The 24,592-nt window shown below is 39.8% G+C and carries 23 protein-coding genes and 1 tRNA gene; 5 read left to right on the top strand and 19 right to left on the bottom strand.

The features are described from left to right. Positions 1-89 precede the first annotated feature (89 nt). A complete protein-coding gene (locus KTH84_RS14165; RefSeq protein ID WP_262473718.1) occupies positions 90-542 on the bottom strand; it encodes a hypothetical protein in 453 nt (150 codons plus the stop codon). An 88-nt stretch (positions 543-630) separates the two neighbouring features. Then, positions 631-2,328 carry an NAD-dependent malic enzyme gene (locus KTH84_RS14160; protein ID WP_262473716.1) on the bottom strand — a complete coding sequence of 566 codons (1,698 nt, stop codon included), beginning with the start codon at positions 2,326-2,328 and terminating at the stop codon, positions 631-633. A gap of 496 nt (positions 2,329-2,824) precedes the next feature. Here KTH84_RS14160 and argS point away from each other — a divergent pair, with 496 nt between their 5' ends. Further along, positions 2,825-4,615, top strand: a complete 1,791-nt coding sequence (gene argS, locus KTH84_RS14155; protein ID WP_262473714.1) for an arginine--tRNA ligase — start codon at positions 2,825-2,827, stop codon at positions 4,613-4,615. Positions 4,616-4,771: 156 nt separating this feature from the next. Continuing rightward, positions 4,772-5,386, top strand: a complete 615-nt coding sequence (locus tag KTH84_RS14150) for an SPOR domain-containing protein (RefSeq protein WP_133975884.1) — start codon at positions 4,772-4,774, stop codon at positions 5,384-5,386. 39 nt (positions 5,387-5,425) lie between these two features. Here the strand turns inward: KTH84_RS14150 and KTH84_RS14145 are convergent, their stop codons facing one another. From KTH84_RS14145 to guaA, 7 genes are all read right to left on the bottom strand, one after another. After that, positions 5,426-6,094: a glutathione S-transferase gene (locus KTH84_RS14145; RefSeq protein ID WP_202743612.1), complete on the bottom strand. Its 669-nt coding sequence runs from the start codon at positions 6,092-6,094 to the stop codon at positions 5,426-5,428. A 112-nt stretch (positions 6,095-6,206) separates the two neighbouring features. Beyond that, complete coding sequence (locus tag KTH84_RS14140; RefSeq protein WP_202743611.1) at positions 6,207-6,614, bottom strand: OsmC family protein; 408 nt, start codon at positions 6,612-6,614, stop codon at positions 6,207-6,209. Then, positions 6,611-7,558: a pirin family protein gene (locus KTH84_RS14135; protein WP_262473712.1), complete on the bottom strand. Its 948-nt coding sequence runs from the start codon at positions 7,556-7,558 to the stop codon at positions 6,611-6,613. The genes KTH84_RS14140 and KTH84_RS14135 overlap by 4 nt, the downstream gene beginning before the upstream one ends. A gap of 158 nt (positions 7,559-7,716) precedes the next feature. Further along, entirely contained in the window at positions 7,717-8,022 is a 306-nt protein-coding gene (locus tag KTH84_RS14130) for a DUF3861 domain-containing protein (protein ID WP_262473711.1), read from the bottom strand. A gap of 22 nt (positions 8,023-8,044) precedes the next feature. Next, positions 8,045-8,434, bottom strand: a complete 390-nt coding sequence (locus KTH84_RS14125; RefSeq protein ID WP_262473709.1) for a Fur family transcriptional regulator — start codon at positions 8,432-8,434, stop codon at positions 8,045-8,047. 13 nt (positions 8,435-8,447) lie between these two features. After that, on the bottom strand, positions 8,448-8,975 hold the full coding sequence (locus KTH84_RS14120) for a PadR family transcriptional regulator (RefSeq protein ID WP_262473707.1): 528 nt from the start codon (positions 8,973-8,975) through the stop codon (positions 8,448-8,450). A gap of 187 nt (positions 8,976-9,162) precedes the next feature. Beyond that, complete coding sequence (gene guaA / locus KTH84_RS14115; protein ID WP_202743607.1) at positions 9,163-10,731, bottom strand: glutamine-hydrolyzing GMP synthase; 1,569 nt, start codon at positions 10,729-10,731, stop codon at positions 9,163-9,165. Positions 10,732-11,116: 385 nt separating this feature from the next. Between guaA and KTH84_RS14110 the strand changes: the two genes are divergently transcribed. Then, the gene (locus tag KTH84_RS14110; RefSeq protein WP_171459103.1) at positions 11,117-12,334 is read left to right on the top strand and encodes a DUF445 domain-containing protein; all 1,218 of its coding nucleotides are present in this window, start codon (positions 11,117-11,119) and stop codon (positions 12,332-12,334) included. Between the two features lie 67 nt (positions 12,335-12,401). On the opposite strand, the gene KTH84_RS14105 is transcribed toward KTH84_RS14110, so the two are convergent. Continuing rightward, positions 12,402-12,839 (bottom strand): DoxX family protein, encoded by a 438-nt coding sequence (locus tag KTH84_RS14105; RefSeq protein ID WP_262473705.1) that lies wholly within the window; start codon positions 12,837-12,839, stop codon positions 12,402-12,404. A gap of 194 nt (positions 12,840-13,033) precedes the next feature. Between KTH84_RS14105 and KTH84_RS14100 the strand changes: the two genes are divergently transcribed. Beyond that, the gene (locus tag KTH84_RS14100) at positions 13,034-13,675 is read left to right on the top strand and encodes a DedA family protein (RefSeq protein WP_133975903.1); all 642 of its coding nucleotides are present in this window, start codon (positions 13,034-13,036) and stop codon (positions 13,673-13,675) included. Positions 13,676-13,682: 7 nt separating this feature from the next. On the opposite strand, the gene KTH84_RS14095 is transcribed toward KTH84_RS14100, so the two are convergent. The 5 genes from KTH84_RS14095 to KTH84_RS14075 all read right to left on the bottom strand — a co-directional run bounded on the left by KTH84_RS14095 (position 13,683) and on the right by KTH84_RS14075 (position 16,517). After that, entirely contained in the window at positions 13,683-14,273 is a 591-nt protein-coding gene (locus tag KTH84_RS14095) for a LysE family translocator (protein WP_004640507.1), read from the bottom strand. 214 nt (positions 14,274-14,487) lie between these two features. Next, positions 14,488-14,874 carry a hypothetical protein gene (locus KTH84_RS14090; protein WP_133976430.1) on the bottom strand — a complete coding sequence of 129 codons (387 nt, stop codon included), beginning with the start codon at positions 14,872-14,874 and terminating at the stop codon, positions 14,488-14,490. A gap of 10 nt (positions 14,875-14,884) precedes the next feature. Beyond that, positions 14,885-15,727, bottom strand: a complete 843-nt coding sequence (locus KTH84_RS14085) for a ParA family protein (RefSeq protein ID WP_042898423.1) — start codon at positions 15,725-15,727, stop codon at positions 14,885-14,887. A gap of 77 nt (positions 15,728-15,804) precedes the next feature. Then, positions 15,805-16,197 (bottom strand): SirB2 family protein, encoded by a 393-nt coding sequence (locus KTH84_RS14080; RefSeq protein ID WP_133975905.1) that lies wholly within the window; start codon positions 16,195-16,197, stop codon positions 15,805-15,807. A gap of 11 nt (positions 16,198-16,208) precedes the next feature. Next, on the bottom strand, positions 16,209-16,517 hold the full coding sequence (locus tag KTH84_RS14075; protein ID WP_133975907.1) for a BolA family protein: 309 nt from the start codon (positions 16,515-16,517) through the stop codon (positions 16,209-16,211). Positions 16,518-16,747: 230 nt separating this feature from the next. Between KTH84_RS14075 and KTH84_RS14070 the strand changes: the two genes are divergently transcribed. After that, positions 16,748-16,823: transfer RNA gene (locus KTH84_RS14070), tRNA-Gly, on the top strand. 152 nt (positions 16,824-16,975) lie between these two features. Here KTH84_RS14070 and KTH84_RS14065 read toward each other — a convergent pair. From KTH84_RS14065 to KTH84_RS14050, 4 genes are read right to left on the bottom strand one after another with little or no spacing between them, the layout of a single operon-like run. Next, complete coding sequence (locus tag KTH84_RS14065; RefSeq protein ID WP_262473698.1) at positions 16,976-17,752, bottom strand: 4'-phosphopantetheinyl transferase family protein; 777 nt, start codon at positions 17,750-17,752, stop codon at positions 16,976-16,978. Beyond that, entirely contained in the window at positions 17,752-19,605 is a 1,854-nt protein-coding gene (locus tag KTH84_RS14060) for an alpha/beta fold hydrolase (protein WP_133975909.1), read from the bottom strand. Before KTH84_RS14060 ends, KTH84_RS14065 begins: the two co-directional genes overlap by 1 nt. Positions 19,606-19,658: 53 nt before the next feature. Beyond that, positions 19,659-20,933 carry a porin gene (locus KTH84_RS14055; protein ID WP_262473697.1) on the bottom strand — a complete coding sequence of 425 codons (1,275 nt, stop codon included), beginning with the start codon at positions 20,931-20,933 and terminating at the stop codon, positions 19,659-19,661. Next, entirely contained in the window at positions 20,930-24,571 is a 3,642-nt protein-coding gene (locus KTH84_RS14050) for an outer membrane lipoprotein-sorting protein (RefSeq protein ID WP_262473696.1), read from the bottom strand. Before KTH84_RS14050 ends, KTH84_RS14055 begins: the two co-directional genes overlap by 4 nt. Positions 24,572-24,592: the final 21 nt, after the last annotated feature.

Genomic DNA, 24,592 nt, shown 5'->3' with positions numbered 1-24,592 from the left:
TTAGAAAGCTAAAATAAATGCGTTGTCATTTTATATAAATATTATGGATCTCTCGCATAAATTAATAAAAATTACTCTTAAATACAAACTTAAGGCCCATTAGCATTTCTTATTTCAACCATTTCATTACAGTCTTTAGAAGTTGAATAAACGAAAATTCGTTTATCTTGATTTTCTAGCAAAATGGCATCTTTATCCGCACCAAAGGCATTCTTAGAAATATCACACTTATAAGCTGACAATTTGAAATTCTTTACGACTTCACACTTTGGTTCAGCAACTGCCTCATCGAAACCATACCATTCTGTAACATTTGGATTTGAACAAGAAATTTTAGCTATTTGATCAGCTTCTTTTGTTTTAATCGTATTCTCTTTCTTTCTACTTACAGATAAAGCCTCACTTACAGCAGAATTTGATTTATTCGCCTCCGCCTGTACCACACCAGATTCATAATTAGAATCATTTTGCGTTTTATGCGGACCTTTATCACTGCAAGCCATTAAAGCGCCTATAAAAATTAAAATATAAATATTCTTCATGAAAAAGTTCTCATATTTATGTGTTATTTAAACTGAGATATATTAATAAAAAAGAGGAGCTTAAGCTCCTCTTTTTACACTCTCATTCTTAGAAAGGAATACGCTTATATTTGCGGTATTCAGGTTTCCAGAATGATTGATCAATTTTCTGTTTCAACAAATCATCACTAATCGTTACCGCTACACCGTCAGCCATAGCAGCTTTCGCAACTTCGAACGCAATAATTCTAGAAACTTGTTGAATTTCACCCAACGGCGGTAATAAATCAGCATGTGGATCTTTAAGCAATGGAGAACAATTTGCTAAAGCACTACTTGATGCCATTAACATATTTTCTGTAACACGCTTAGCGCCTGACGCCACTACTCCCAAGCCAATGCCCGGGAAAATGTACGAGTTATTACACTGCGAAATATTGTAAAGTTTGCCATGATGATTCACAGGAGCAAACGGACTACCTGTTGCAATTAAGGCTTTGCCTTCAGTCCACTCCACAATATCAGCAGGTACTGCTTCAACGCGTGAAGTCGGGTTCGACAATGGCATAACAATTGGTCGTTCACAATTTGCCGCCAAAGTCCTAATGATTTCTTCTGTGAACAAACCTGGCTGTCCAGAAACACCAATTAACACTGTAGGCTTAGCGTTTTTAACAACATCAAGTAGTGAGATTACTTCTTCGATATTGCCCCACTGATCAACTACCTCAGCTTTTTGCGCTAACTTACGTTGGAAGTCTAGCAAGTTTGGTTGATTCTCAGTGATCAAACCAAAACGGTCTACCATATAAACGCGAGCACGCGCTTCTGCATCGGTTAAACCTTCTGCAATCATTTGTGCAACAATTTGTTCTGCAATACCACAACCTGCCGAACCCGCACCTAAGAAAGCAATTTTTTGATCTTTTAATTGCTTGCCCGCTGCACGACTCGCAGCAATCAAGCTACCAACCGATACCGCTGCTGTTCCTTGAATATCATCGTTAAAACAGCAAATTTTATCGCGATATTTTTCTAAAAGTGGCATCGCATTTTTTTGTGCAAAATCTTCAAACTGAATTAATGCTTTTGGCCAACGGCGCTTCACAGCTTCAATCACCATATCTACAAATGCGTAATATTCATCGCCACTAATACGTGGCTGACGCCAACCCATATAGATCGGATCATTTAACAATTGTGGATTATTGGTACCTACATCAATTGTGATTGGCAATGTATAGGCTGGGCTAATACCACCACAAGCTGTGTAAAGCGAAAGTTTTCCAATCGGGATTCCCATTCCGCCAATACCTTGGTCACCAAGGCCTAAAATACGTTCACCATCTGTAATCACGATTACTTTTACATTATTTTTATTTACGTTTTGCAAAATATCATCAATCACATCACGATCTGGATATGAAATGAAGATACCGCGGTGACGACGATAGATATCAGAGAAACGCTGACATGCCTCACCCACGGTTGGGGTATAAATAATCGGCATCATTTCTTCAAGATGATTTTCGATTAAATGATAGAACAAGGTTTCGTTAGTATCTTGAATATTACGCAAATAGATATGTCGATTGATATCATCAGTGAAAGCGCAATATTGCTGATAAGAGCGCTGGCTCTGCTCTTCAATAGTTTCAATAATATGGGGGAGTAAACCGTGTAAGTTAAAGTTACTTCTTTCTTCTTCAGTGAAAGCCGAGCCTTTATTTAAAAGGGGTAACTCTAAAAGTGTAAAACCTGCATATGGGATATAAAGGGGATGTTTACTTGGGTGTCCTGATATCATTGCCTATCTCATTTTTCCAGCTTAGAGTAGAGAAAAACACGTTTTGTATGGTCTCTAAAACTCTTTGTGCGTATAAGCTTAAGCCTAATTCGTTCAAAATAGATATTTTAAACCGTGATGTTAAAATTAAAGACTATTTAGTTAAAACATGATCAAAAATTATTAATAAATATCAACATGTTAATAATTTTATATTTTTTAAAAATGTTTTATTACCTTAAGTTTAAAAGCCTAAACTATATATTTTAATACTATTAGATATTTCCACAGGAAATAATGATGGATTTACTCCCTATTTTGCTTATTAAAAATCTCCAGAAGGCTTGTATTTGTTTGTTTTTAGAATAGTGAAGCAATCCACCCTACAATATTCATTTAAGAAATAATCCTCAGTTAGTTGCACAAAAAGAATTACTGGAATATTAAATCCACTCCCCTAACTCACAGGAAATTTGCTATATTTGACGTTTTTCTGCGACATCTTTTTTCGATTGATATGAATACGGCAATACAAGCAGCTCTCGACCATGCAGTGCAAAATCTTCAACAAGAAGGTGTGCTTCCTTCCGACTGGAATAATACAAGCAATTTAACGCGCACCAAAGACCGAAGCCATGGCGACTTTGCTTCTAATATTGCCATGATCGGCTCGAAAGCTGCTGGTATGAAACCACGTGATTTAGCTGAGAAAGTTCTAGCTGCATTACCAGAAGTAGCAGATATCAGTAAAGCTGAAATTGCAGGCCCTGGTTTTATTAACTTCTTTTTAAATGCAGATCAGCGCTTTGCTATTCTTGACCAGATTCAAGCACAAAAAGAAATTTTTGGTCGCAGTCAGGCAAACGCAGCGAAAAAGATCCAAGTCGAATTTGTTTCTGCGAACCCAACATCTAGCCTACATGTAGGTCATGGTCGTGGCGCTGCATATGGTATGACTGTTGCCAAATTACTTGAAGCAACAGGTGCTAAAGTTGACCGCGAATACTATGTGAACGATGCTGGTCGTCAAATGGATATTTTGGCGACCTCTACTTATTTACGTTATTTAGAATTACTAGGTCAAAACCTTGTATTCCCTAAAAACGCTTATCAAGGCGATTACGTTAAAGAAATAGCACAGACTATTATTGATAAAGATGGCAACGCATACCTTCGTGAAGTGGCTGATGTCTATAAAGATGTGCCAGAAGACGTACAATATGCAGAAGAATTAGATAGCGACGGCAATAAAGTCGTTTTATCTGGCGACAAAGAAAAACATATTGATGGTCTTATTGCCAACTCTCAACAATTACTAGGTGAAGGCTACCGCGTATTCCATCAAGCTGCTCTTCATGCCATTTTAGATGATATTAAAGATGACCTTGCTGACTTTGGTGTAACGTTCAACCAATGGTTTAGTGAAGCATCTCTTAGCGCAAAAATTGACGAAGCTTTAGAAACACTTGATCAACGTGGCTTCCTTTATGAAAAAGATGGCAACATCTGGTTTAAATCGACTGAATTTGGCGATGAAAAAGACCGTGTTGTTAAACGTCGTAATGGTCAAACGACTTACTTTGCATCAGACATTGCTTACCACTTAAATAAATTACAACGTGGTTATACCGACCTGATTGATATTTGGGGTTCTGATCACCACGGCTATATTTCTCGCGTAAAAGCGGCAATTGATGCAATGGGTTACGACTCTAAAAAATTGACTGTGCTTTTGGTTCAGTTTGTAAGTTTATGGCGTGGCGGAGAGATGGTTCAAATGTCATCTCGTTCAGGTCAGTTCGTGACTTTACGTGACTTACGTAAAGAAGTGGGCAACGACGCGGCTCGTTTCTACTACGTGATGCGTAAGAGTGAACAACACATTGACTTCGACCTTGACCTTGCTGTATCACAAAGTAAAGACAATGCTGTGTACTACATTCAATATGCACATGCACGTATTTGCCGTATGTTAGAAAAAGCGTTAAGCACAGGCTTACAATTCGATGCAAATGCTGCACGTACACATGCTACTCGCCTATCTCTCGATGCTGAAACTGAGATTCTTGCTAAACTGGCAGCTTATCCAGATGCAGTGTTGCGTGCTGCAAATGCCTATGAACCACATCAGGTGGGTAACTACTTAAAAGAGTTAGCTGCTTTGTTCCACGCTTGGTATAATGAACATAAAGTATTAAGCGATGATGCTGAGCTTACACAAGCACGTTTGTTACTTTCAATCAATGTACAACAAGTGTTGCGCAATGGTTTAGAATTGCTTGGCGTATCTGCACCAGAATCTATGTAAAAATTATATTGCATGACAGTAAAATAAAGGTCATGCAACATATAGTAAGCAGTGGTTTGTAGAGTTAAAATAGCGAATACGAACCACTGTTTTTAGCATCGTAATACGAGAATCAAACTCGAATTAAAACAATCAAAATACAGAGGAATAATCCACGTGTTTGGCAAAACGCAACGCGGTGTATCTGAAAGACCTAACAAGCCTAAAAAGCCCCTAATTCCCAAATGGTTAGGGACACTTGTCGCTATTTTAGCGGTCTTATGTATCGCTGTAATGCTTATGCTTTGGAAACCTTGGCAACCTGTTCCTGCAAAAAATCAGATTACCTCTGAGCATTATCAAGAAGAAGATACAAATAAAGACTATCGTTTCTACGATCTATTACCCCAACAGCAAGTCACGCCTATTCCGGAACAAGCGATTCCTGAAAGCAAAAACCAAGGCACAGCTATGATTGTTGAGGCACCAAGTGCAGCTCAACCAGCGGCTTCAGAAAGTGCAGGAATTGATACCAATCAATCAGCCACAACTCCTCAGCAACCTACTTATATTTTACAAGTTCGCAGCTATAATGACCCAGATCAGGCTGATGCTCGCCGTGCAGAAATCATTTTAAATGGCTTATCTGCCGATGTAGTTAAGAGTACTGAAAATGGGCAAATATGGTACCGTGTTATTTCAGGGCCTTATGACTCTCAAGATGCTGCTTTAGCTGCTCAACAAACCTTACAGCATAGTGGCATTGACTCTATCGTGATCAAACGCAAGTAAACTACAAATAAAAAGGAACAAATAATTGTTCCTTTTCTTTTAAATATCAGCACAATTCCTTTCATTAGAACCCATTCCCTTTTGTTTCGCTTTCTGAAACGCGGGTCTTTGCTGAATACGATGTAAAAAAGCCTGAATATTAGGGTATTTTCCTTGCAAGCGTGATTGCAAAGCTTCTAAAGGGAAACTCATTTGAATATCAGCAAATGAAAAGTCACCTGCGAAATATTCATGCTCTGCCAAATAGTTTTCTAAAAAACTAATATGATCTTTCATACGTGGGCGAACAAAATTTGCCTTCACCCCTTCCGTGATTTTTTTTGCTACTGGCTGAATTAACCATGGCACATGCTTATTTACACTATTCATGACCAAAGTCATGACTAAGAGTGGCATGAGTGAGCCTTCGGCATAGTGCATCCAATAAATATACTGCTGTAAATTTTGAGCTTGCGTAGGTTTGAATTGTTGCTTCTGATCATAACGTTGCTGTAAATATTCCAAGATTACAGCTGACTCTGCGATGACTTGATCATCATCTGTCAAAATTGGAGCTTTACCCAAAGGATGAATACATTTCAATGTTTCTGGAGCGGAATAGTTAGGTAAGCGTTGATAATAATGAATATCATAATCTAAGCTTAACTCTTCTAAAGCCCATAAAATTCGAAACGATCGCGAACATTCCAGGTGGTGCACACTAATCATGTTATTGCCTGCTTTTATTTTTCTTTTTACATAAAAAACAGCATGTGAACATGCTGTTTTATTCCATTTGTGGGATGGATATAAAATCATCCACTCCCACAAAATAACATTTTTAAATTGTAACAAGCACAGTATGAATGTCTAAACTACGTAACAAAGTTTTAGTGACTGGAGTTTTACTGCATACCACTAAGATTTTTTGCTGAAGTTCTTCATTAGGTAATTCTTTAAAAACAATACGACGTTCTATATGTTCTTCATGCTCTCTATTGGTATGAAAATCAATTTCAACCGAGAACTCACCAAAATCATAATCTTTATGCTTCGCATACATTCTTAAAGTAATAAGCGTACAAGCGGCTAAACTTCCAGTAAGCAAATCATAAGGCGCTGGACCTTGATCTTGCCCTTCTAGCTTTTCAGGCTCATCACAAAAATATTGATGGCGACCACTGGTAATCTCACCTTTCCATTGCTCATCAAGGGGCTTTGCTTTACTACTTGCGATTACTGCTGTCATTTTGATGCTCTCATTTGATCTGGAAGAACAGGAGCTTCTAAACGAGCACCAACATAATCTGGAATTTCACCAAAACGCGCATCGTGATTAACCCATTGCTCACGTGCTTCTTTTAAATCATCCATGGTACGTGCAACAAAATTCCACCAGAGCAAAATTGGTGTTTCAAAAGGTTCACCGCCAATTAAGAGAACGCGATTACCTTTTTTTACTTCTATTTCAATTTCGTTTAGACCAGTATCTAATACAACCATGTTGTCAGCAGTTAACTCATGGCCATTCACATGGGCAATACCTTCTAATGCCATAAAACCATACTCATAATTAGGATTTAATGGAATACGGGTTTTCGTATCTTCGGCAGCAATTAAGTCAACACCAACTAAAGGCGTATGTACCACTACTGGAGATGTAGTTGCCAAATATTCGCCCACAAGAACAGTAAATTCTAGACCATCCTTTTCAACAATAGGCAGCTCAGGGTAATGTTCAAATTTCGGATCCATATTGCGCTTATGATCTGGCAAAGCAATCCAAAGCTGAGCAGCATGCATCTGAGTTTCGGTATCCGGTGCAACTTCTGTATGCGAAATGCCACCACCTGCCGTCATCAAGTTAACTTGTTTAGGACGAATAAGCTGTTTTGAACCTAAACTATCGGTATGCATCATGGTTCCTTCAATCATCCAAGTGAAGGTTTGCAAACCAATATGAGGATGAGGGCCAACATCTAGCCCATTTCCCGCTGGAAAAGTGACTGGACCCGCATGATCTAAGAAACACCATGCACCAATCATTCGTTTTTGTCGGCTAGGTAAAGCCCGCTTAATCACTGTCCCCTGTCCAATTTCAGCAGAGCGAATTGGAAATTCCTGAAGAAACTGATTGGCAAATTTTTCGCAATCCTTTGAATCAGAAATATCGTAATCATTATTATTGCTCATGATATTACTCTCTTTTACCTATGCTTTTGCAATGAGTTGTTGTACTGATCTTAACAATACACTCATTATTCAATATAGTCTTTTAGTAATACACAGGGTGTTATGAATGAGACAATAATTTTTTAATTATAGAAAAATCAAGGTGACATGAAAAATGCTCAAGCAGATTGATCTTTAACAAGCTGTTTTAGGTTCTTCATGAATTGCCCAAATTGCGGTAAAAATTCTTGAAATAACGGATGTTCCCGATTTTCCAACATAACTTCACTAAAAAGTTTTAACCCGACTCCAAAAGATTTTGTAGTCTCATCATCAAAAAAATCTGCTTTTTTTAAGCGCTCAACTATTTCAAAGATATCGTCATGATTCCCCGCATAAAACTCAAGACGTTCGGTATATGTAGAGGCTTCTCCCTTTGCATTCTTTAAATGTTGCACAGTGACATGATATTGATGTTGTTTCATATATAAATTCTCTATTAAAAATTCAATGACTTTTGATAATTTCAACCTGCATAAGATTGACTTCAAACTGGCTAAATACGGTTTTTAAAGAAGCTAAAAATTGCTCCTGTTTAGCCTCCGTTAAATCTGCACAGCGAATTTGCAATAATTGACTACTCTCAACTGCTGGTAAGTTAAATTTAGCTTCATCTCGTTGTGGCTGACAATTTGAAATTAAACCAGCTCCCACTAAGTCACTTACTACTCGATAGACTGTGGCTAAACTTAACTTCTGTTTTTGTGCATATAGCTTTTGATAAATTTGTTTAACAGTTAGATCTTCTGCTTGCTGTTCCAATAAAGATAAAACTGCCATACGTGGATGCGTTACTTTTAGCCCTGCCTCTTTAATTTTCTGTTGTAGCTCTAACATTTTTATTTCCAACTTATAGCCGCCCAATCGCAACCGCAGCTTGATCAATTTTTTCAGCAATTTGATAAATCTGCTCTTGTTGCAAACCAATCGAGTTCAACTTCAAACGTAAGGCTGTTTTTAGGTTTTCCATCGCACGGTGAATTTCAATTAGTTCATCATTACTGTGAATTTCACGTCTAAGTCGTAATTTTTCTAGTAGTTCGGTCAACTTGTCTTGTTGTTCGGTTAAGTAAGCTTTACCAAATTTTGTGATTTGATATTGCTTACGTTCTACATCTAACAAAGTAATGAAATTCATTTCTTCCAGACTGGTTAAAGTTGGGTAAATGGTACCTGCACTTGGTGTATAGCCGTCGCCCACGAAATCACTTATTTCTTTAATAATTTCATAGCCGTGCTTTGGACTTTGCTGAATGAGATGAAGCACCAAAAGTTTCATTCTGCCCGCTTCAAAAAGTCTCCCGCGGCGCCCTGAACGGTGATGGCCACCAGGATGTTCGTGGTGTTCTGCATGATGATGTTCTGATTGTTTTTTCATCTTTAAAAACTCAAAATGATCAATTTATAATTAATAAGATATATCTTAATATATCTTTTATCAAGTATAAGTAATAAGAATATCTTTATCATTTTGATAATTATTCAAATTAATTTTAAATTCTAAGACTTAAGTAATAAAAAAGGACGCTAACGCGTCCTTTTTTTTACCAACAAGCAGAGGAAAATTATTCCCACTCAATCGTTGCTGGCGGTTTAGATGACACGTCATATACAACACGTGATACATCTTTAATTTCATTCATAATACGCGTTGAGATTTTATCAACTAATTCGTATGGTAAATGTGCAAAACGAGCTGTCATAAAGTCAACTGTTTCAACTGCACGAAGTGCGATCACCCACGCATAACGACGGCCATCACCAACTACACCAACTGACTTAACAGGTTGGAACACAGCAAATGCTTGAGCCGTTTTGTCATACCAGCCGCTGTCGCGAAGCTCTTGCATAAAGATGTCATCAGCAAGACGAAGAATATCTGCATATTCTTTTTTCACTTCACCCAAAATACGAACACCTAAACCTGGGCCCGGGAACGGGTGACGGTAAATCATGCTGTGTGGCAAGCCAAGTGTTGTACCTAATTTACGTACTTCATCTTTAAACAAGTCACGTAAAGGCTCAACCAATTCAAACTCTAAATCTTCTGGTAAGCCGCCCACGTTGTGGTGAGATTTAATAACGTGTGCTTTGCCTTGTTTGCTTGCAGCAGATTCGATCACATCTGGGTAAATCGTACCTTGTGCCAAGAATTTCACGCCATCAAGTTTACGTGCTTCTTCAGCAAAAACTTCAATAAACTCACGACCAATGATTTTACGTTTTTTCTCTGGATCAACTTCACCAGCCAATGCAGTTAAGAAACGTTCTTCAGCATCTGCACGAATTACACGGATACCCATGTTTTCAGCAAACATTTGCATTACTTGGTCGCCTTCGTTTAAACGAAGCAAACCGTTATCAACAAATACGCATGTTAACTGGTCGCCAATTGCTTTGTGTAAAAGCGCAGCAACTACAGATGAATCAACACCACCAGAAAGACCTAAAAGAACTTTTTCATCACCAATTTGTTTACGTAGCTGTTCCACACGTAAGTCAATGATGTGTTCAGGTGTCCAAAGGCCACCACATCCACAAATTTTATGAACAAAATTTGCAAGTAATTCTTCACCTTTTGCCGTGTGCGTTACTTCTGGGTGGAATTGCACACCATAGAAACGGCGTGTTTCGTCACTTACAGCAGCAACAGGACAACTTGGTGTGCTTGCAGTAATACTAAAACCTTCTGGAATCTGGCTCACTTTGTCGCCATGGCTCATCCAGACGTGAAGTTGGCCTTCACGATCTTGTAAGTTGCCAATTAGTTGGTCACGTTTAACGATATCAACTTCGGCATAACCAAACTCATGTACAGTACCCGGCTCAACTTTACCGCCTAACTGTTCAGACATGGTTTGCAAACCATAGCAAATACCCAATACTGGAACACCCAACTCAAACACCACTTGCGGTGCACGTGGGCTGCCTTCTTCATGCACACTCTCAGGTCCACCTGACAAAATAATGCCATTTGGCTTAAAAGCGCGAACGTCTTCTTCAGACATATCAAAAGCATACATTTCAGAGTAAACACCGGCTTCACGTACACGACGTGCAATGAGCTGGCTATATTGAGAGCCGAAATCCAGAATCAGGATACGATCTTCAGTAATTTGAGTATTGGTAGTCATGACAAACCACTAAATGGCAAAAGAATTAAGCGCGCCATTTTAACATTTTTCACGCTCCGGCGCACCGCAAATCATCATATATCTTATTTTTTTCATTTCTAAACCATTTCTATACTTAAATTCTTTGATATAAATCAATATTTACTTATATTTATCAACCATCTGGATTAATCTTAAAAACTTCACACGTATTGATAAATTCATCACATTCTATGCAACATCACCATGAATTTGATGATAAGATTACCCGATAAAACAGGCATTACCATGGAAAGGTAAATACCATAAGCGATATTTGTCTGTGCTTAAACAATTATCCATTTTTATGGCTTGTTGCCCCCTATCAAAATCAATAGAAATCCAAGGAACAACAATGCTTCAAACTATGATTGCAGATTTCCAGCAACATTTTTGGTTGTATATCTCTATTCCTTTTATGAGTGGTTTAATTGGCTATATCACCAAGGTGATTGCCATTCAGATGATGTTTTCGCCACTTGAATTTAAAGGCATTAAACCATTTCTAGGTTGGCAAGGCATCGTGCCACGCAAAGCCGAGAAGATGGCAACAATCGCTGTTGAACTGATGACAGCCAAGCTCATTAAACCTGAAGAAATTTTTGCCCGCCTCGATCCTAAACGTATTGCCAAAGAAATAGAAAAACCCTTGCTTGCCGCAGCTGAAGACATTACCCGTGATGTTGCGCAAGAATATCAGCCTGGGTTATGGGAAGGCATGCCCGAGTTTGCTCGCCAAAGACTGATTCGCCGTGTGCAATCGAAAGCACCCGAGATTGTTGAACACATCATGAGTGAAGTACAACGTGATGTGAACCGATATTTTGATATTAAACATCTTGTGATTAGCAATTTGCTTAAAGACAAACGCCTACTCAACAATATTTTTAAAAGAGTGGGCAAACAAGAATTTAAATTTTTCAGTAATGTCGGATTTTTCTTTGGTTTTGGTATTGGTGTGATCCAAATGTTTTGCTGGATCGTCACGCAAGGAAAATACCCATGGATGCTTCCAATGTTTGGCGGCTTTGTGGGTTTTTTCAGTGACTGGATTGCACTGCAAATGATGTTTAGACCTCTTTATCCTAAAAAAATATTTGGTTATACATGGCAAGGTTTATTCATTAAACGTCAAAATGAAGTTGCAGCCGACTATGCTGCGCTCATTTCTAAACAGCTTCTGACTTCACGCCATATGATGGAAGAATTATTTTCTGGCACACATTCTGCGCGTGTTATTGATCTGGTTAACCGTCATGTAAAACAAGAAATTGATATGCAAGCAGGCGTTATTCGTCCGTTGGTCGTATATGCAATTGGCGGAGAAAAATATCAAGATATGAAATCGCAAGTTGCGGAACGCATTCTGCAACGGCTTCCAGAAACAATGAAATACGTAGAATCTTATGCAGAAGATGCTATGAATATTCGCAGTACTTTAATTGAACGCATGCAAAAATTAACACCATCCGAATTTGAAGGCATGTTACGTCCTGCGTTCAAAGAAGATGAATGGGCACTCATTGCAGTGGGTGCAGTACTTGGTTTTGTTGTTGGGGAATTGCAAATCCAGTTTATGCTCTAATCTTACAAGCCTAGAAATAAAAAAAACCGGATGAATTGATCATCCGGTTTTTATTTTGTCTTAAATATTATTTCTCGATTGCATGGTCCAGACTAATACGCCCAGCGCCATGAAGCATCAGGAAGAATAAACCACCCGCCATTGCAAGGTTTTTCATAAAATGGATACCATTGTTATATTGCGCCGCTGCATCAGCACCACCTTGGTGGAATAAAAATGCGGTAAGAATACTAAAGATCCCAAGCCCAAAAGCCGCAAAACGTGCCTGAAAACCAAATAACAAGGCTAAACCACCACCGAATTCAACCAAAATAACTAAAGGAAGAATTCCGGCTGGAACCCCCATTGCTTCCATATATCCAGCAGTTGCTGCATAACCGGTAATTTTCCCCCAACCTGCAACAAGGAAGATATAGGCGATAAGAAGACGCGCAATGAGGCTAATGAAACTGTCTGCGCCTGATTGCGTTACGATATTTTTGACCACTATATTTGGATTAAACATATTGCCACCTTTATTTAAATACTTATTTATTGATGAGCTCATTCTAGGTTTGGGACATTGATAATTAAATACTCAAAATCCATATATATCGTTGCATAAACGAGATGATCAATTTGTATTTTTTTGATGTTTTATACTGACTTTCCATAGGCTCACTGATAGGATTTGAGCACGGTTTACCACTTGCTCTTATCATGGAACTTCTTGATTTTATTCTACACGTTGATCAACATCTCGCCGAATTTATTATAAATTACGGGACGTGGATTTATGGCATTTTATTTTTAATTATTTTTGTTGAAACCGGTTTAGTGGTTATGCCGTTCTTACCGGGAGATAGTTTGCTATTCGCAGCTGGTGCCTTAGCCGCATCTACAGGTGCGATGGATCCGTGGATATTGGGCACTCTACTCTTCATTGCTGCCGTTTTAGGTGATACGGTAAACTACCATATTGGACGTTTTATCGGTCCACGTGTGTTTGAAATGAACTCTCGATTTATTAATAAACAGCACTTATTTAAAACTCAAGAATTCTTTGCTCGCCATGGTGGCAAAACCATTATCTTTGCCCGTTTCATTCCATTTGCCCGTACCTTTGCACCTTTTGTTGCTGGGGCTAGTAGCATGAACTATAAGTTTTTCCTAACTTATAATATTATTGGCGCATTCTGTTGGGTCGCTTCTTTTGTAACTTTAGGCTACTTATTTGGAAATATGCCAATCGTTAAAGATAATTTTACCCATCTTATTTTTGGCATCATTATTATTAGCGTTTTACCAGGCATCATCGCATTTATACGTGAAAAACTAAAAAATCGAAAAACCAACGTTTGAGATTAATTTAGAAAAACCGGAATACCACTGGAAGCATACATAAAATAAGTAACATGGCCGATCCTTTATATAAATGATCGGCTTTTATTTTTTTGATTGGACCCGTTAACAATGCCCGTCCAAAAATCATCCAGAAACTTGCAGCCGGAATTAAGATCAATGAAAAAACACCAAACACGATGAGAAAGTTTTCAGGCGAATTCCATGCTTCAGCAGGAAAGATCCCCGCTGCAAACAACAAGGCTTTAGGATTTTTTAAGGTAGATAAGAATAATTGACGAGGGCGAATATTACGGTGACTTTGACTGAACTGTTGTAAGTGGGTGTTCTTCCATAAGTGAAAAGCAAGCCAGAATACATAGAACACACTCGTAATATGCAAAATGAGCAGCAGTGCTGGCCAGATTGGAGCAGCTAAATGTATAAATACAGCCCAAAAGCTAATCCCGTAGGCATAGCCTAACCATTCCATTGGAATAAGCCAGAATGCTTTAGATAAACCTTGAGAATGAGCAGCGGTTGCAAGTAAAGCATTTGTCGGCCCCGGAATGAGCAAAACAGCCAACATTGCCAATACAAAAAACCAACTCTCAATCATAAAATTTCCACAACATCCAAGATGGGGCCACCTTAAACGAAATAGGTAAAATATAGCAAGTTGATGAGGGCTTTTGATTATAGAAAATACAAGATTTATGAAGCTTGAAAATTTAAAATATATTGATTTATATTAATTTTATTATGAAACATTTTGCTAAACTTTATTCATCACAATATGCCTTAACTAGCATATTGTGATGCAAAATCGACTATTAATTCGTCTTTTTTCGAACAATAATCGGGCAATTTTTAAATTGAGCAGCCTGAACGATTGCTTCTTGTTGACCTAAAACACGTGAAAGCTCAGTGTTTTTCGTTGAAGAAGATTGTCCCATATTTACAGAGATGGATGGACCGAATCCCCAACCGCCTCGTCCCCAGCCGCCACCGAGTCCAAGTCCAACACCCATACCGGTACTTTTCGGGGTTTGTACTCCATTGTCGATATATTGTTGAATACGGTTATATTCACTTTGCAGCTGTTGGCAGCCCAAAGATTGATATTGTGTCGGAGACACGTAAGTCGGTTTTACCGTCGTAGCACAAGCGCCTAGTAATAAAGTGGCTGCCACCAAAGGCACAATATATAAGCCTTTCATCATTTTTCTCTTATCGTTTTGGCTCAATCTCACCAAACAATGTCTCATAAGCCTGAGTCAATTTATGTTCTGGTGCCAAATGAGCCAAAGGTAAATTTTTCTGATGCGATTCTTTCATTAAAACCGAAGGCGGTAACATGCTATTAAGTACAGGCAACCCTTCATCTTTCAACTGCTGAACCACTTCCCGAGGTAATTTTGCTTGAGCTTGAAATTGGTTGACAACAATTCCTTCAATTTCCAAGCGATCATTATGATCATCTTGCGTTTCGAGAACATTTTCAATCAATGTTTGTAACGCGCGCTTTGAAAAGACATCACAATCGAAGGGAATTAAGACTTTATCTGCTGCTATCAGTGCTGACAAAGTAAAAAAGTTAAATGCAGGTGGTGTATCTATATAGATACGATCATATCGTCCAATTAAGTTTTGAATTGAATCACGCAGTTTATAAATTTTATGTTTACTTTCAAGAGCATGTTCAAGAGCACCAAGTGTTGGGCTAGCAGGAAGCACGTCTAATTTTGCAAAAGGAGTTGAATGCACAAAGCTATCAATATCTTTATTTCGTGGGGCTTTTAAAATCGAACCTAATGCATTACCGATTAAACCTTTTTGTTGATTGTTTCCCAACACATCATCAAAGAAATTTTCGATATTTGGTTCTATAATTGATTTTTCAGCAGAATAGGTTGCGTCATCCCCTAAAAGGTATTGACTAGAATTAGCTTGAGGATCAAGATCAATGACCAATGTCCTGAAGCCATGTTTGGCACTAATTGCGGCCAAATTTACAGTAATACTTGATTTCCCTACACCGCCTTTTTGGTTAAACACCACACGAGTTAACATGTTTCCCTCTGTATATTTTTTTTACTGTACGCAGTTTAACCTAGAGCTTAAGCAAAAAGGCAAAGAATGTAGAACAATTAAGCAAAAACAGGCTTCACAATCACTAAAATAATAATAGCAATAAATGCGATAGTACTAATCATTAAACCAGCCCTACGTTGTGCCAATAAAAGAGTGTCATCTTTTTTAAAGACTTTTATAAGGGAAGATAACAAGACTAAAAATAGAATAATTTTAGCGTAAAACCACGGCTGTACCTGAAAGTCTTTCATGACCAATAAAATTGCGCCAGTAATAAAAACCACGGTAAATGATAGATGTTGTAAGGCAACTAATATTTTACGTCCCGCCGGATTTGGTTGTTCACCTTGCACGCCTACAAACAGAGTTGAAGCGCGTAATACAAAAACCATAAGTGCGGCAGCCACCGCGGTCATGTGAATAATTTTAGTTAGTAAATGTGCATCCATGAAATTAACCCTTAGCTTTTAGGTGCATGTGCACATTCTGGGCTAGCAGGTACCTGACCTTGCCACTCACTTGGTAAATAGGCATGAATTGCTAATGCATGAATTTGCCCGGGATTTATCAAATCTGAAGCTAAGGCATAAACTTTTTGATGACGTTGAACCAAACGTAATCCATTAAATTCATCACTCACTACAATCACTTTAAAATGTGATTCTTTACCTGGGAAATAACCACCGTGTCCGGCAGATTCATTGATGACTTCTAAATGACTGGGTGCAAGGGTTTGTAACCGTTCAATCAATTGTTGTTCAAGGCTCATAGCTTTTCCTTTTACGATTATTCGTATATTTGAACCTAGTATACCCTGTCTGTACACAAACAAAAGTTGCTCTTGTACGCTTTGGCTTCAAACAAAATGTCTATTTATTCGGCAACTTATCGATAAAAATACTTCTAAATACTCATTTCTGTTTTTATTTTATGCAATCAGCATAATTATTTGCATAAAGTTGTTGACCCATGTTTCGCTTAATGTATTATAAGCGGCACGCGGGAATAGCTCAGTTGGTAGAGCATAACCTTGCCAAGGTTGGGGTCGCGAGTTCGAGTCTCGTTTCCCGCTCCAAATTTAAAAAGCCCTAGTCGAAAGACTGGGGCTTTTTTCTTTTTATTGACTCATAATTTTTGCGGTCTATCTATTCACAGCGTACTTTATTTAGAATAGCTCAGCTCAAGGGCAAGTATTTCATTACTAGATTCACATTTTTAAATCGCCAGTTATAACGATTTAATCTCGTTATACTTATAAGGCGTTGGGGTTATTCGATGCATAGATATAAATGGTAATAATTGAAAACAATCCAGATTAAAGCATTCTATATTGCGGCTCTGCTGTAAGCATATCGAAAAGATAAAGTTAGAATCATACATATAGCTTTCAAAATAATACTCTTCTGTCTTTTGAGTAGCATGGGTTGAATCGAGAAATTGTATACGTTCAGACAACACATGAAAGTTGAGCATTTTTAAATGTCGGCTCATTCCTTCGCCAGTACATTTAATATAGGCTTCTTTTAAAGTCCATATTTGAAAAAACCGCTGATATACACTGAATGGATCAATCAGTTCATTTCCCTTAATCCATTCAATTTCACTCGGTGCTAACACACTATCAACACGCATCCAATCGAACACACGATCCACTTGTTCAATATCAACTCCTATTTCCCCCTCTTCAGTCACAGCAAGAATAATAACGTCCGCTGAGTGAGTAAGATTAAAATACACCGCCTTGCTACATTCTACAAAAGGCTTGCCGTTGGGATGTAATTGAATATTAACTTCATGGGGTGAGATGCCTAGCTTATCCGCCAAGACAGTCTTCACTAACACACGAGAGATCAAGAAAAGACGAGCCGCCTTAGAGTGATATTGATCATATCTCAGCTTCTCTGCCGAACTGAGAAAGCCGAGATAATGACTCACTACCAAATGATCTTGTGGTACCCGTGAAACTGGGCAGACATAGACCTGCACTTGGGCACTATTAGACATTAGGAAGCTGTGGTGCTGATGTACTTGGTCAGAACTGGTGCGAGATAGTCAGAAACCGCATCTACATGTGTAACGTGCGGATTATGGCCTGCACCAGCGATGATATGCACAGGAATATCAGGATTTATTGTCGTAACCATTGGGTCGTTCTCTCCCACAATAATCTCGATTTTAGATCGAAGCTCATCCAGCAAAGTCGCTTGAGTTGCTCGCTGTTCTGGCAAATTAATGCGGTGCATATATTCACTAATATGCTTGGCTACCGACAGTCGACGTAATGAATCCATCGCATAACCAACAGACGGATTTTGTTGTCCATCTGGATGTAGGTCTTTAGCAATCATATCTTTTGGCACAAAACGGAAAATCAGATTAGATATAGTTTTTATCTGAAACATTTTAGCGGCCTGCGCCTGAACAAAATAAGGCGATATGAGGATAAGACGCGCAACTTTATCTGGATATTTCTTTGCAAGATTCAATGCAAAGAGACAGCCTAGTGAGTGTGAAATAACAACACTATTTGGCGCTAAAAGCTTTGCAGCAGCATCAATAAACTGACGGTTGTTATCTTCCACCACCTCATAACTGCCTGAACGTCCAAGTCCCGGCAAGTCCATCATAGCCACCTGATCATATGTGATTTTATTGATTATTGGAGACCAGCATGCACTATCGAATGGAATCCCATGTAAAAATAATGCAGATGATTTTTCTGATTTAACTGGCTGTTTAGTATAAATTTCAGTCCAATATCGATTCTGATAGCCAAAACCACTAGGTGTAGGTACTTGCATGCGACCAAAACGTGTAAGAACCAAGCGATCAATCCAGCGAGAGAAATAAGGACTGATATTGATCAGATCCGCGATACCCATCTTCGCCGCCATCACCTCTGCCCCAGCAACATGATAGTGCTCGGTAGAAATGAAAGAGAGTTGCTCTTTAGAACCGTCAAGTAATACCTCAGGTAATTTCTCGAGCAGACCTTTGGGTACCTGTAAATGTGGTGAGCTGACTCCCAAGTGCTCGGCAGCTAGATGAACTAGGCTATGAAATTTCGGTGTCGCAGGATCAAGCAGCATATACTCCTGAGCAATGGTCTCAGGATAAGACATCGTTTGGATCAGAAAGCTCACGATATACTGCATATTGCACAGCGGCAGGAATGTGTCACGACCACCTGGCAATGCCAGCAGACGTCCCTGATATAGCTTATCAATCATGTCGGCGACACCTATATACTGCATATCACCATAAGTATAAAAACCATCAATGACTGTCGCTGGATTTATTGCAGTCCATGGCACATTTAAACGCTTACAGGCCTCAATGAAAGCTTGATAACCCAAAATTTTCGAAGCCTCATAGCCACCATGTTTGCAATACAACTCATCAGCCGACTCTTGCGGTGGAGCAGCCACACGGTATCCGCCAATCCAGATAAATCGCTCAAGCTGCTTCAATGTTGCAGCCCATTCAATTAAGGCAAGTCCTGATTTAATGTTCGTACGTTCTGCTTCAGCTTTACTAATGCCCCAATTAAATGATGCAGCAAGATGATAGACAACATGAATCTTTGCCTGAGCATCCGCTAGCAGAGAGTCCAGCTTAAAATCACGGCTTAAATCATATTCAACAAACGAAATAGAGGGATCAACTAACCCTTGCGTTGCAATGAAACCTAACAGCTTATCTTTCTTGGTTGCGGCATTACGCAGCGCAGCAATCACCTGATGACCTTCGCGCAGAAGTTCAACGATCAGTCTGCTGCCAATAAAACCTGCTGCACCTGTTACTAATATGGTCTTCCGTGAAAAATTATCTTTTTTTGCGTTATTTAAATTATCCATAAATCACCTTATTAGGGACTGGGGACTCCAGCATTGTTTTGGAGCGAATTATCTTAAAAATTATATCGAATCTGGGCATACACCAGACTGTTATCTCTAAATTGTCCTAACACTGTATCATTTTTACCCCAGAAGCGATCTCCACCTGCATTCAACTGCCAGTGATCATTGAGGCTGTAATTAATACGTACTCTCAACAATTCATTAGGTTCTGGTGCAAAATAGAATCCCGTTACTTCCAGCTTTAGATTATCGTTCAGCAAGTTAAGTGCATAGCGCAGCATAGCTCCATACTGATCCTGCTCATATTGGTCACTGATTGTTTGCTGATAACGGTAAACTTCTCTCAATAATGGATTTGTTAGGCTGTCGGCAGATCTAAAATCCTCCGTATGTTTGTACACGCCTACTAAACTCAGCGTGGAGTTCTTTAATGACAATTCCGGTCCCATGACCACAGTTAAATTATTTTTCTTATGTGAAAGATCTTCGCTACCATCCGAGTCTGTCTTTGTATACGCAGCTTCACCTCGCCACACGAGATCGTTATGGTTATAACTAAAATCAAATCCATAGACAGACATAGGATTATTTTTCAGCTGCAATGTTGCCTCCCCTGTTGGAGATGCAGAAAGAACTGACAGATCGGGCATATGATCCAAACCTGAGAAATACGATGCCCCAACATCCAGACCATCTACGGAATAATCCCAGCGCATTGCAAACGCAGGACGGCTCTTACGGTCTATGTCATACTGAACACCAGCAATCTGACGCAATGGAATCACATCTGAACGACTACGCGGATACCACAATGCCGTCCATTTATTGGTTCCAGATTCAGGAATATACGTCAATTTGAGAGCATCATTTCCAAGACGTTGATCTGTCTCATCTGGCACTAGACGCGTATAGTCACGGGGCGATAGGTTATCTGTTGGGTTAATCCCGTCAGCTCTCCCCCAGACTACAATCTGGCGACCAACGTCCAGATAAAACGTCTGATCCCAGTTATAAGATGCGTACAACTCACGTAAGTTGCGATTCACCTTACTCACCTGATCTGGATTTACAGTGTGGTCCGTTTCGTCTCCAATATTTATGTCGTAATGGATCTTAAACTCAGGGTTAAACTTGAGGGTACCATTGGACCAGAAACTTGCTTGCCCAATGTTTTTTAACGAGCTTAGATCACGATCCGATGACCACACATCGAGCCTGGCTGAGTTCTGGCTCACAAAACTAATTTCGCTGTCATCTGCATAAGCATGCTGCAGTAGCATAAAGCTACTGCAGCATGCAAATACCCAATAGGTACCTTGTGTCATTTTTCAAGACTCTGCGGTGAGAAAATCTTATCAGATAAGGTTTTTTCTGCGGCAAAATCACTGACGATAACTTGTGTCATATGCTGAGTTTGCAGATTCTTTGCCATAGATTTCATGGCCTGCCATCTCGGTTTCACTTTGCCATAAGGGCGGATATCCGTGAACTCAATATGCTTTAACGGCTTACCTGCAGTATCCCAAATGTCGATGGTTGCTGTAACAAAGTTGTCTTTGAGTATGCACATGCGACGTTTGCTATAACCAAAGTCACTCTTCACCGTATTATTGATTGGCGTTGCTTCAATCATGTAGCAATCTTTGCCATTAAATTTGCCATCTGCAAGTTTAGTGTACTTCCAGTCACTTAACTTATAGCCAAGTACATCACCATAACTAAAGTCCGTACCGATAAAGGCATCACCCTTGTTCGCCGATGCAAGACGGCGTACTTTTTTCAATGCAGGCAAATAGACAAACATGCTATCACTGCCTTTTGAGTTCTCAATCAACAGTGTCGTGGTTCCTTGTACATCTGCAGGCGAGATGAATTCGGTCAAACGCATATTATTTTGAGTATTCCCAGCCAGTTTGGTCATGTTCTTAGTTAGACGCACACGTTGATCGCCATTTTTAGAGGTCAACACAAACTTGGCACTGGCAGTTGAGCTCAGAAATTTAGAAGCATCGTCACTACGATTAACAATGTCTTGAACTTCATCTGCATAAGATGTTTTAGGCATCGACATTGTGAGCGCCGTACCCAACAAAAGGCTTGTCACGACAGTTTGTGCAACGGTAATGTTCTTCTTATTTGAGGGAAAGATAAAACGAGGTTTCAAGATTAGAATCATTGTAGGTACCATAATTAAGGTTGCAAATACACTGAAAAGCATCGCAATCACAATAAACATCGCTAGCCATTGATGGACGTGGAAGCCTTGCGACAAGGACAGCACACCGTAACCACCAGCAACCGCAGTCGCGACAAAAAGAGAAGCCTTACCAGCAGTACTTAAAGTTTTAAGAATAGCGTCTTTGATATCGCCCCCTTCTTCGCGCAAGATTTCACGCAAGCGATAGAGGAAGTAAATGGCATAATCTGCACCAATACCGACAGCCATGGCCGAGATGAGGGAGTTCGGAATATTGAGCGGAATGTCGAGCCAGCCCATCACACCAAAGATTGCAAGAATCGAGAATAGAAGTGGTGTCAGGACAATTAGTCCCGCTGAAAGTGAGCGGAAAACCAGCGCTGAGATAAAGAATACAGCAAATGAAATCTGTAGAATATTCATGAGCTTGCCGTGAACCATTGTTTCAGTCAAAGCAATGGTCTGAGTCACATCACCACCAAAACTTACGACAGCTTTATCGCCCAACTGACCCGCCATATACGTTTTTAGCGACTCAAGGATTTCTTTGATGCGGTGATTACTACCCGTTTTCAGCAGAATCGTGATCTTGGCATAGCGCTGAGTCGTATCAATGTAAGATTCAAAATCAGTCGGCTCACCAGACATTGAGTACAACAGCAGATACTGAGCAACAACATCTTTGGTTGCTGGAACCTGAAATGCCTGTGGCTGATCGGCATTCATTGCCTGATTCATTCTCTTGATATAGTCCACGATAGAGATTGTTTTACCGACCTCTGGAATCGAATTCGCGAACTTTTCTGTATTATCAATCGCTTTTAGGATTTCTGGGTTTTCAATACCATCACGAACTTTTGTATCGACCATGATGTAAAGGCTGTTTGTACCGCCAAGAGACTGATTTAAAAATCTGTCATCCTGCTGCATCGGTAGGTCATGTGAGAAGAAGTTGCGGCTATCGTTATCCACTACAATACGGCTAGTGCCAATAGCAAGAAAGACGCCCAGTACTGCAATCACCGTCATTAGCATCATTCGCGGACGAACTGACAAAATGACATCGCCAATGCGTTTTGGAATCCAGTCCCAGATTGGTAAACCTTTGCGTGCAACCTTGGTAACCGAAGGCGGTGGTAGCATCGAGCGAAGTACAGGAATAAAAGTCATCTCAATGATCAGTGTACTGATGATCCCGATTCCTGTAAAAATACCGAATGAACGGATGGTCGGAATATTAAAGGTCAACAGCGAGAAGAATCCAGCCGCTGCAATTCCGCCAGCCAATATCATAACTGGACCAACACGAACCATAGACTGCACCACGGCTTCGCTATTCGCAGCTTTAGGTTCCATACCTTGGGCAGTCAGTCGATCAAAGTCTTCATAGTATCGCTTGAGCAACTGTACGGCGTGCCCTGCCGCAATGGCCAGAATCAGAATTGGTGTAGGAGAGTTAAAAATATCCATTGGCTGTTTGAACAGACCCATCATACCCATACCCCACGCCACAGCCAGTAAAGCTGTAACTAGTGGAAGGATCAAACCCTGCTTACTGCGGAATGCTTCGAAGTGCAATAACCCAATGACCAGTATGGCAATTGGGAACAAGATATTGATCCGTTTAGAGTAATCTTCGGCTTTATCCAAATAAACAGGATTGCCACCGACACTGATGGTCATATCCTTAGACTGTTCGTCTGCTACGATTTTATTGATCGGAGCCATCATTTTTTGGAAGCCCTCTGGACTTTCCTCAAGCTCAAGCAAAATAGCAGCAGTTTTCTGATCTTTAGATACGACCGAATTCATGTAGATTGGGTTCAGTGCCAGCAATTTTTTCAGCTGATCAACATCACTCTCGGTTACAGAACTGTTCGGTAGTAGTTTCTTGGCATCAAATCCATCCGAATTGGCGGTGATCCCTTTGGCCTGCCGTGCAGCTAGGCTCATCAGGGTAGATCGAACCACACCCGGAGCATTATCAACTTCTTCGGTAATGCGTTTGACTTTTTCTAACACTTGCGGCTGATAAATATCACCCTGCTTCGGCGTAATACCAATCACAACCATGTACTTGGAGCCGAATTTCTTTTCAATCAGCTTAGTCGAGGTGATATAAGGATGTCCTTTGGGAGCAAGCGCATCTGGATCAATAATAATTTTGACGCCAGATGCAAGATATGCCAAGACAATCGTCAAGAGCATGACCACCGTCAACACAATACGGCGATGTTTGAGAATCCAACGCGAGTATTGTTCCATCACCTGATGAGTCTTGCGAAGTGGTTTATTGGTCTCGTGCGTCTGCTTACCAACCGACTCATAGGCTTCACCCTTCTGAGCCAGTGCTTCAAGATTAGCAACGTCTTTCTTGAACTGAGCAAGAACCATCTTTTTCAGCAATGCCGCAGGTAATACGCCAAAAAAACTACCTGGCTCTGCCTCAAACACCCACTCTATCCATGTACCTTCAGGATGTGGTTTGAAGCGATAAGTACCTGTGTAGTGGAAAGGCCCTTCCACGACTTTGAACGCATACAATTCGTTCGGTACTAGATGTGTGATTTCACCTTTAAAGGACATCTCACGACCAATAAAGCTAAAACCGATTTCATACTTGCTGCCCACACGCGGAGTATTGTCTAGCAGTTCAGAATGCTTACATGACAATTGCCAGCCTGCATCATTGGCTGGGTTTGCAAGATAGTTGAAAACCTTGTCAATCTCGGCCGGTATGAGGAAAGCATGTTCTATGGTCACCATAGTGGTTCTACCTTCTTGTAT

Origin of the sequence: Acinetobacter sp. WU_MDCI_Abxb74, from assembly GCF_025513915.1 — a bacterium.
GTDB lineage: Bacteria > Pseudomonadota > Gammaproteobacteria > Pseudomonadales > Moraxellaceae > Acinetobacter > Acinetobacter calcoaceticus_C.
The sequence above is the reverse complement of the archived record's forward strand: the minus strand, read 5'-3'. Positions and strand labels throughout refer to the sequence as shown.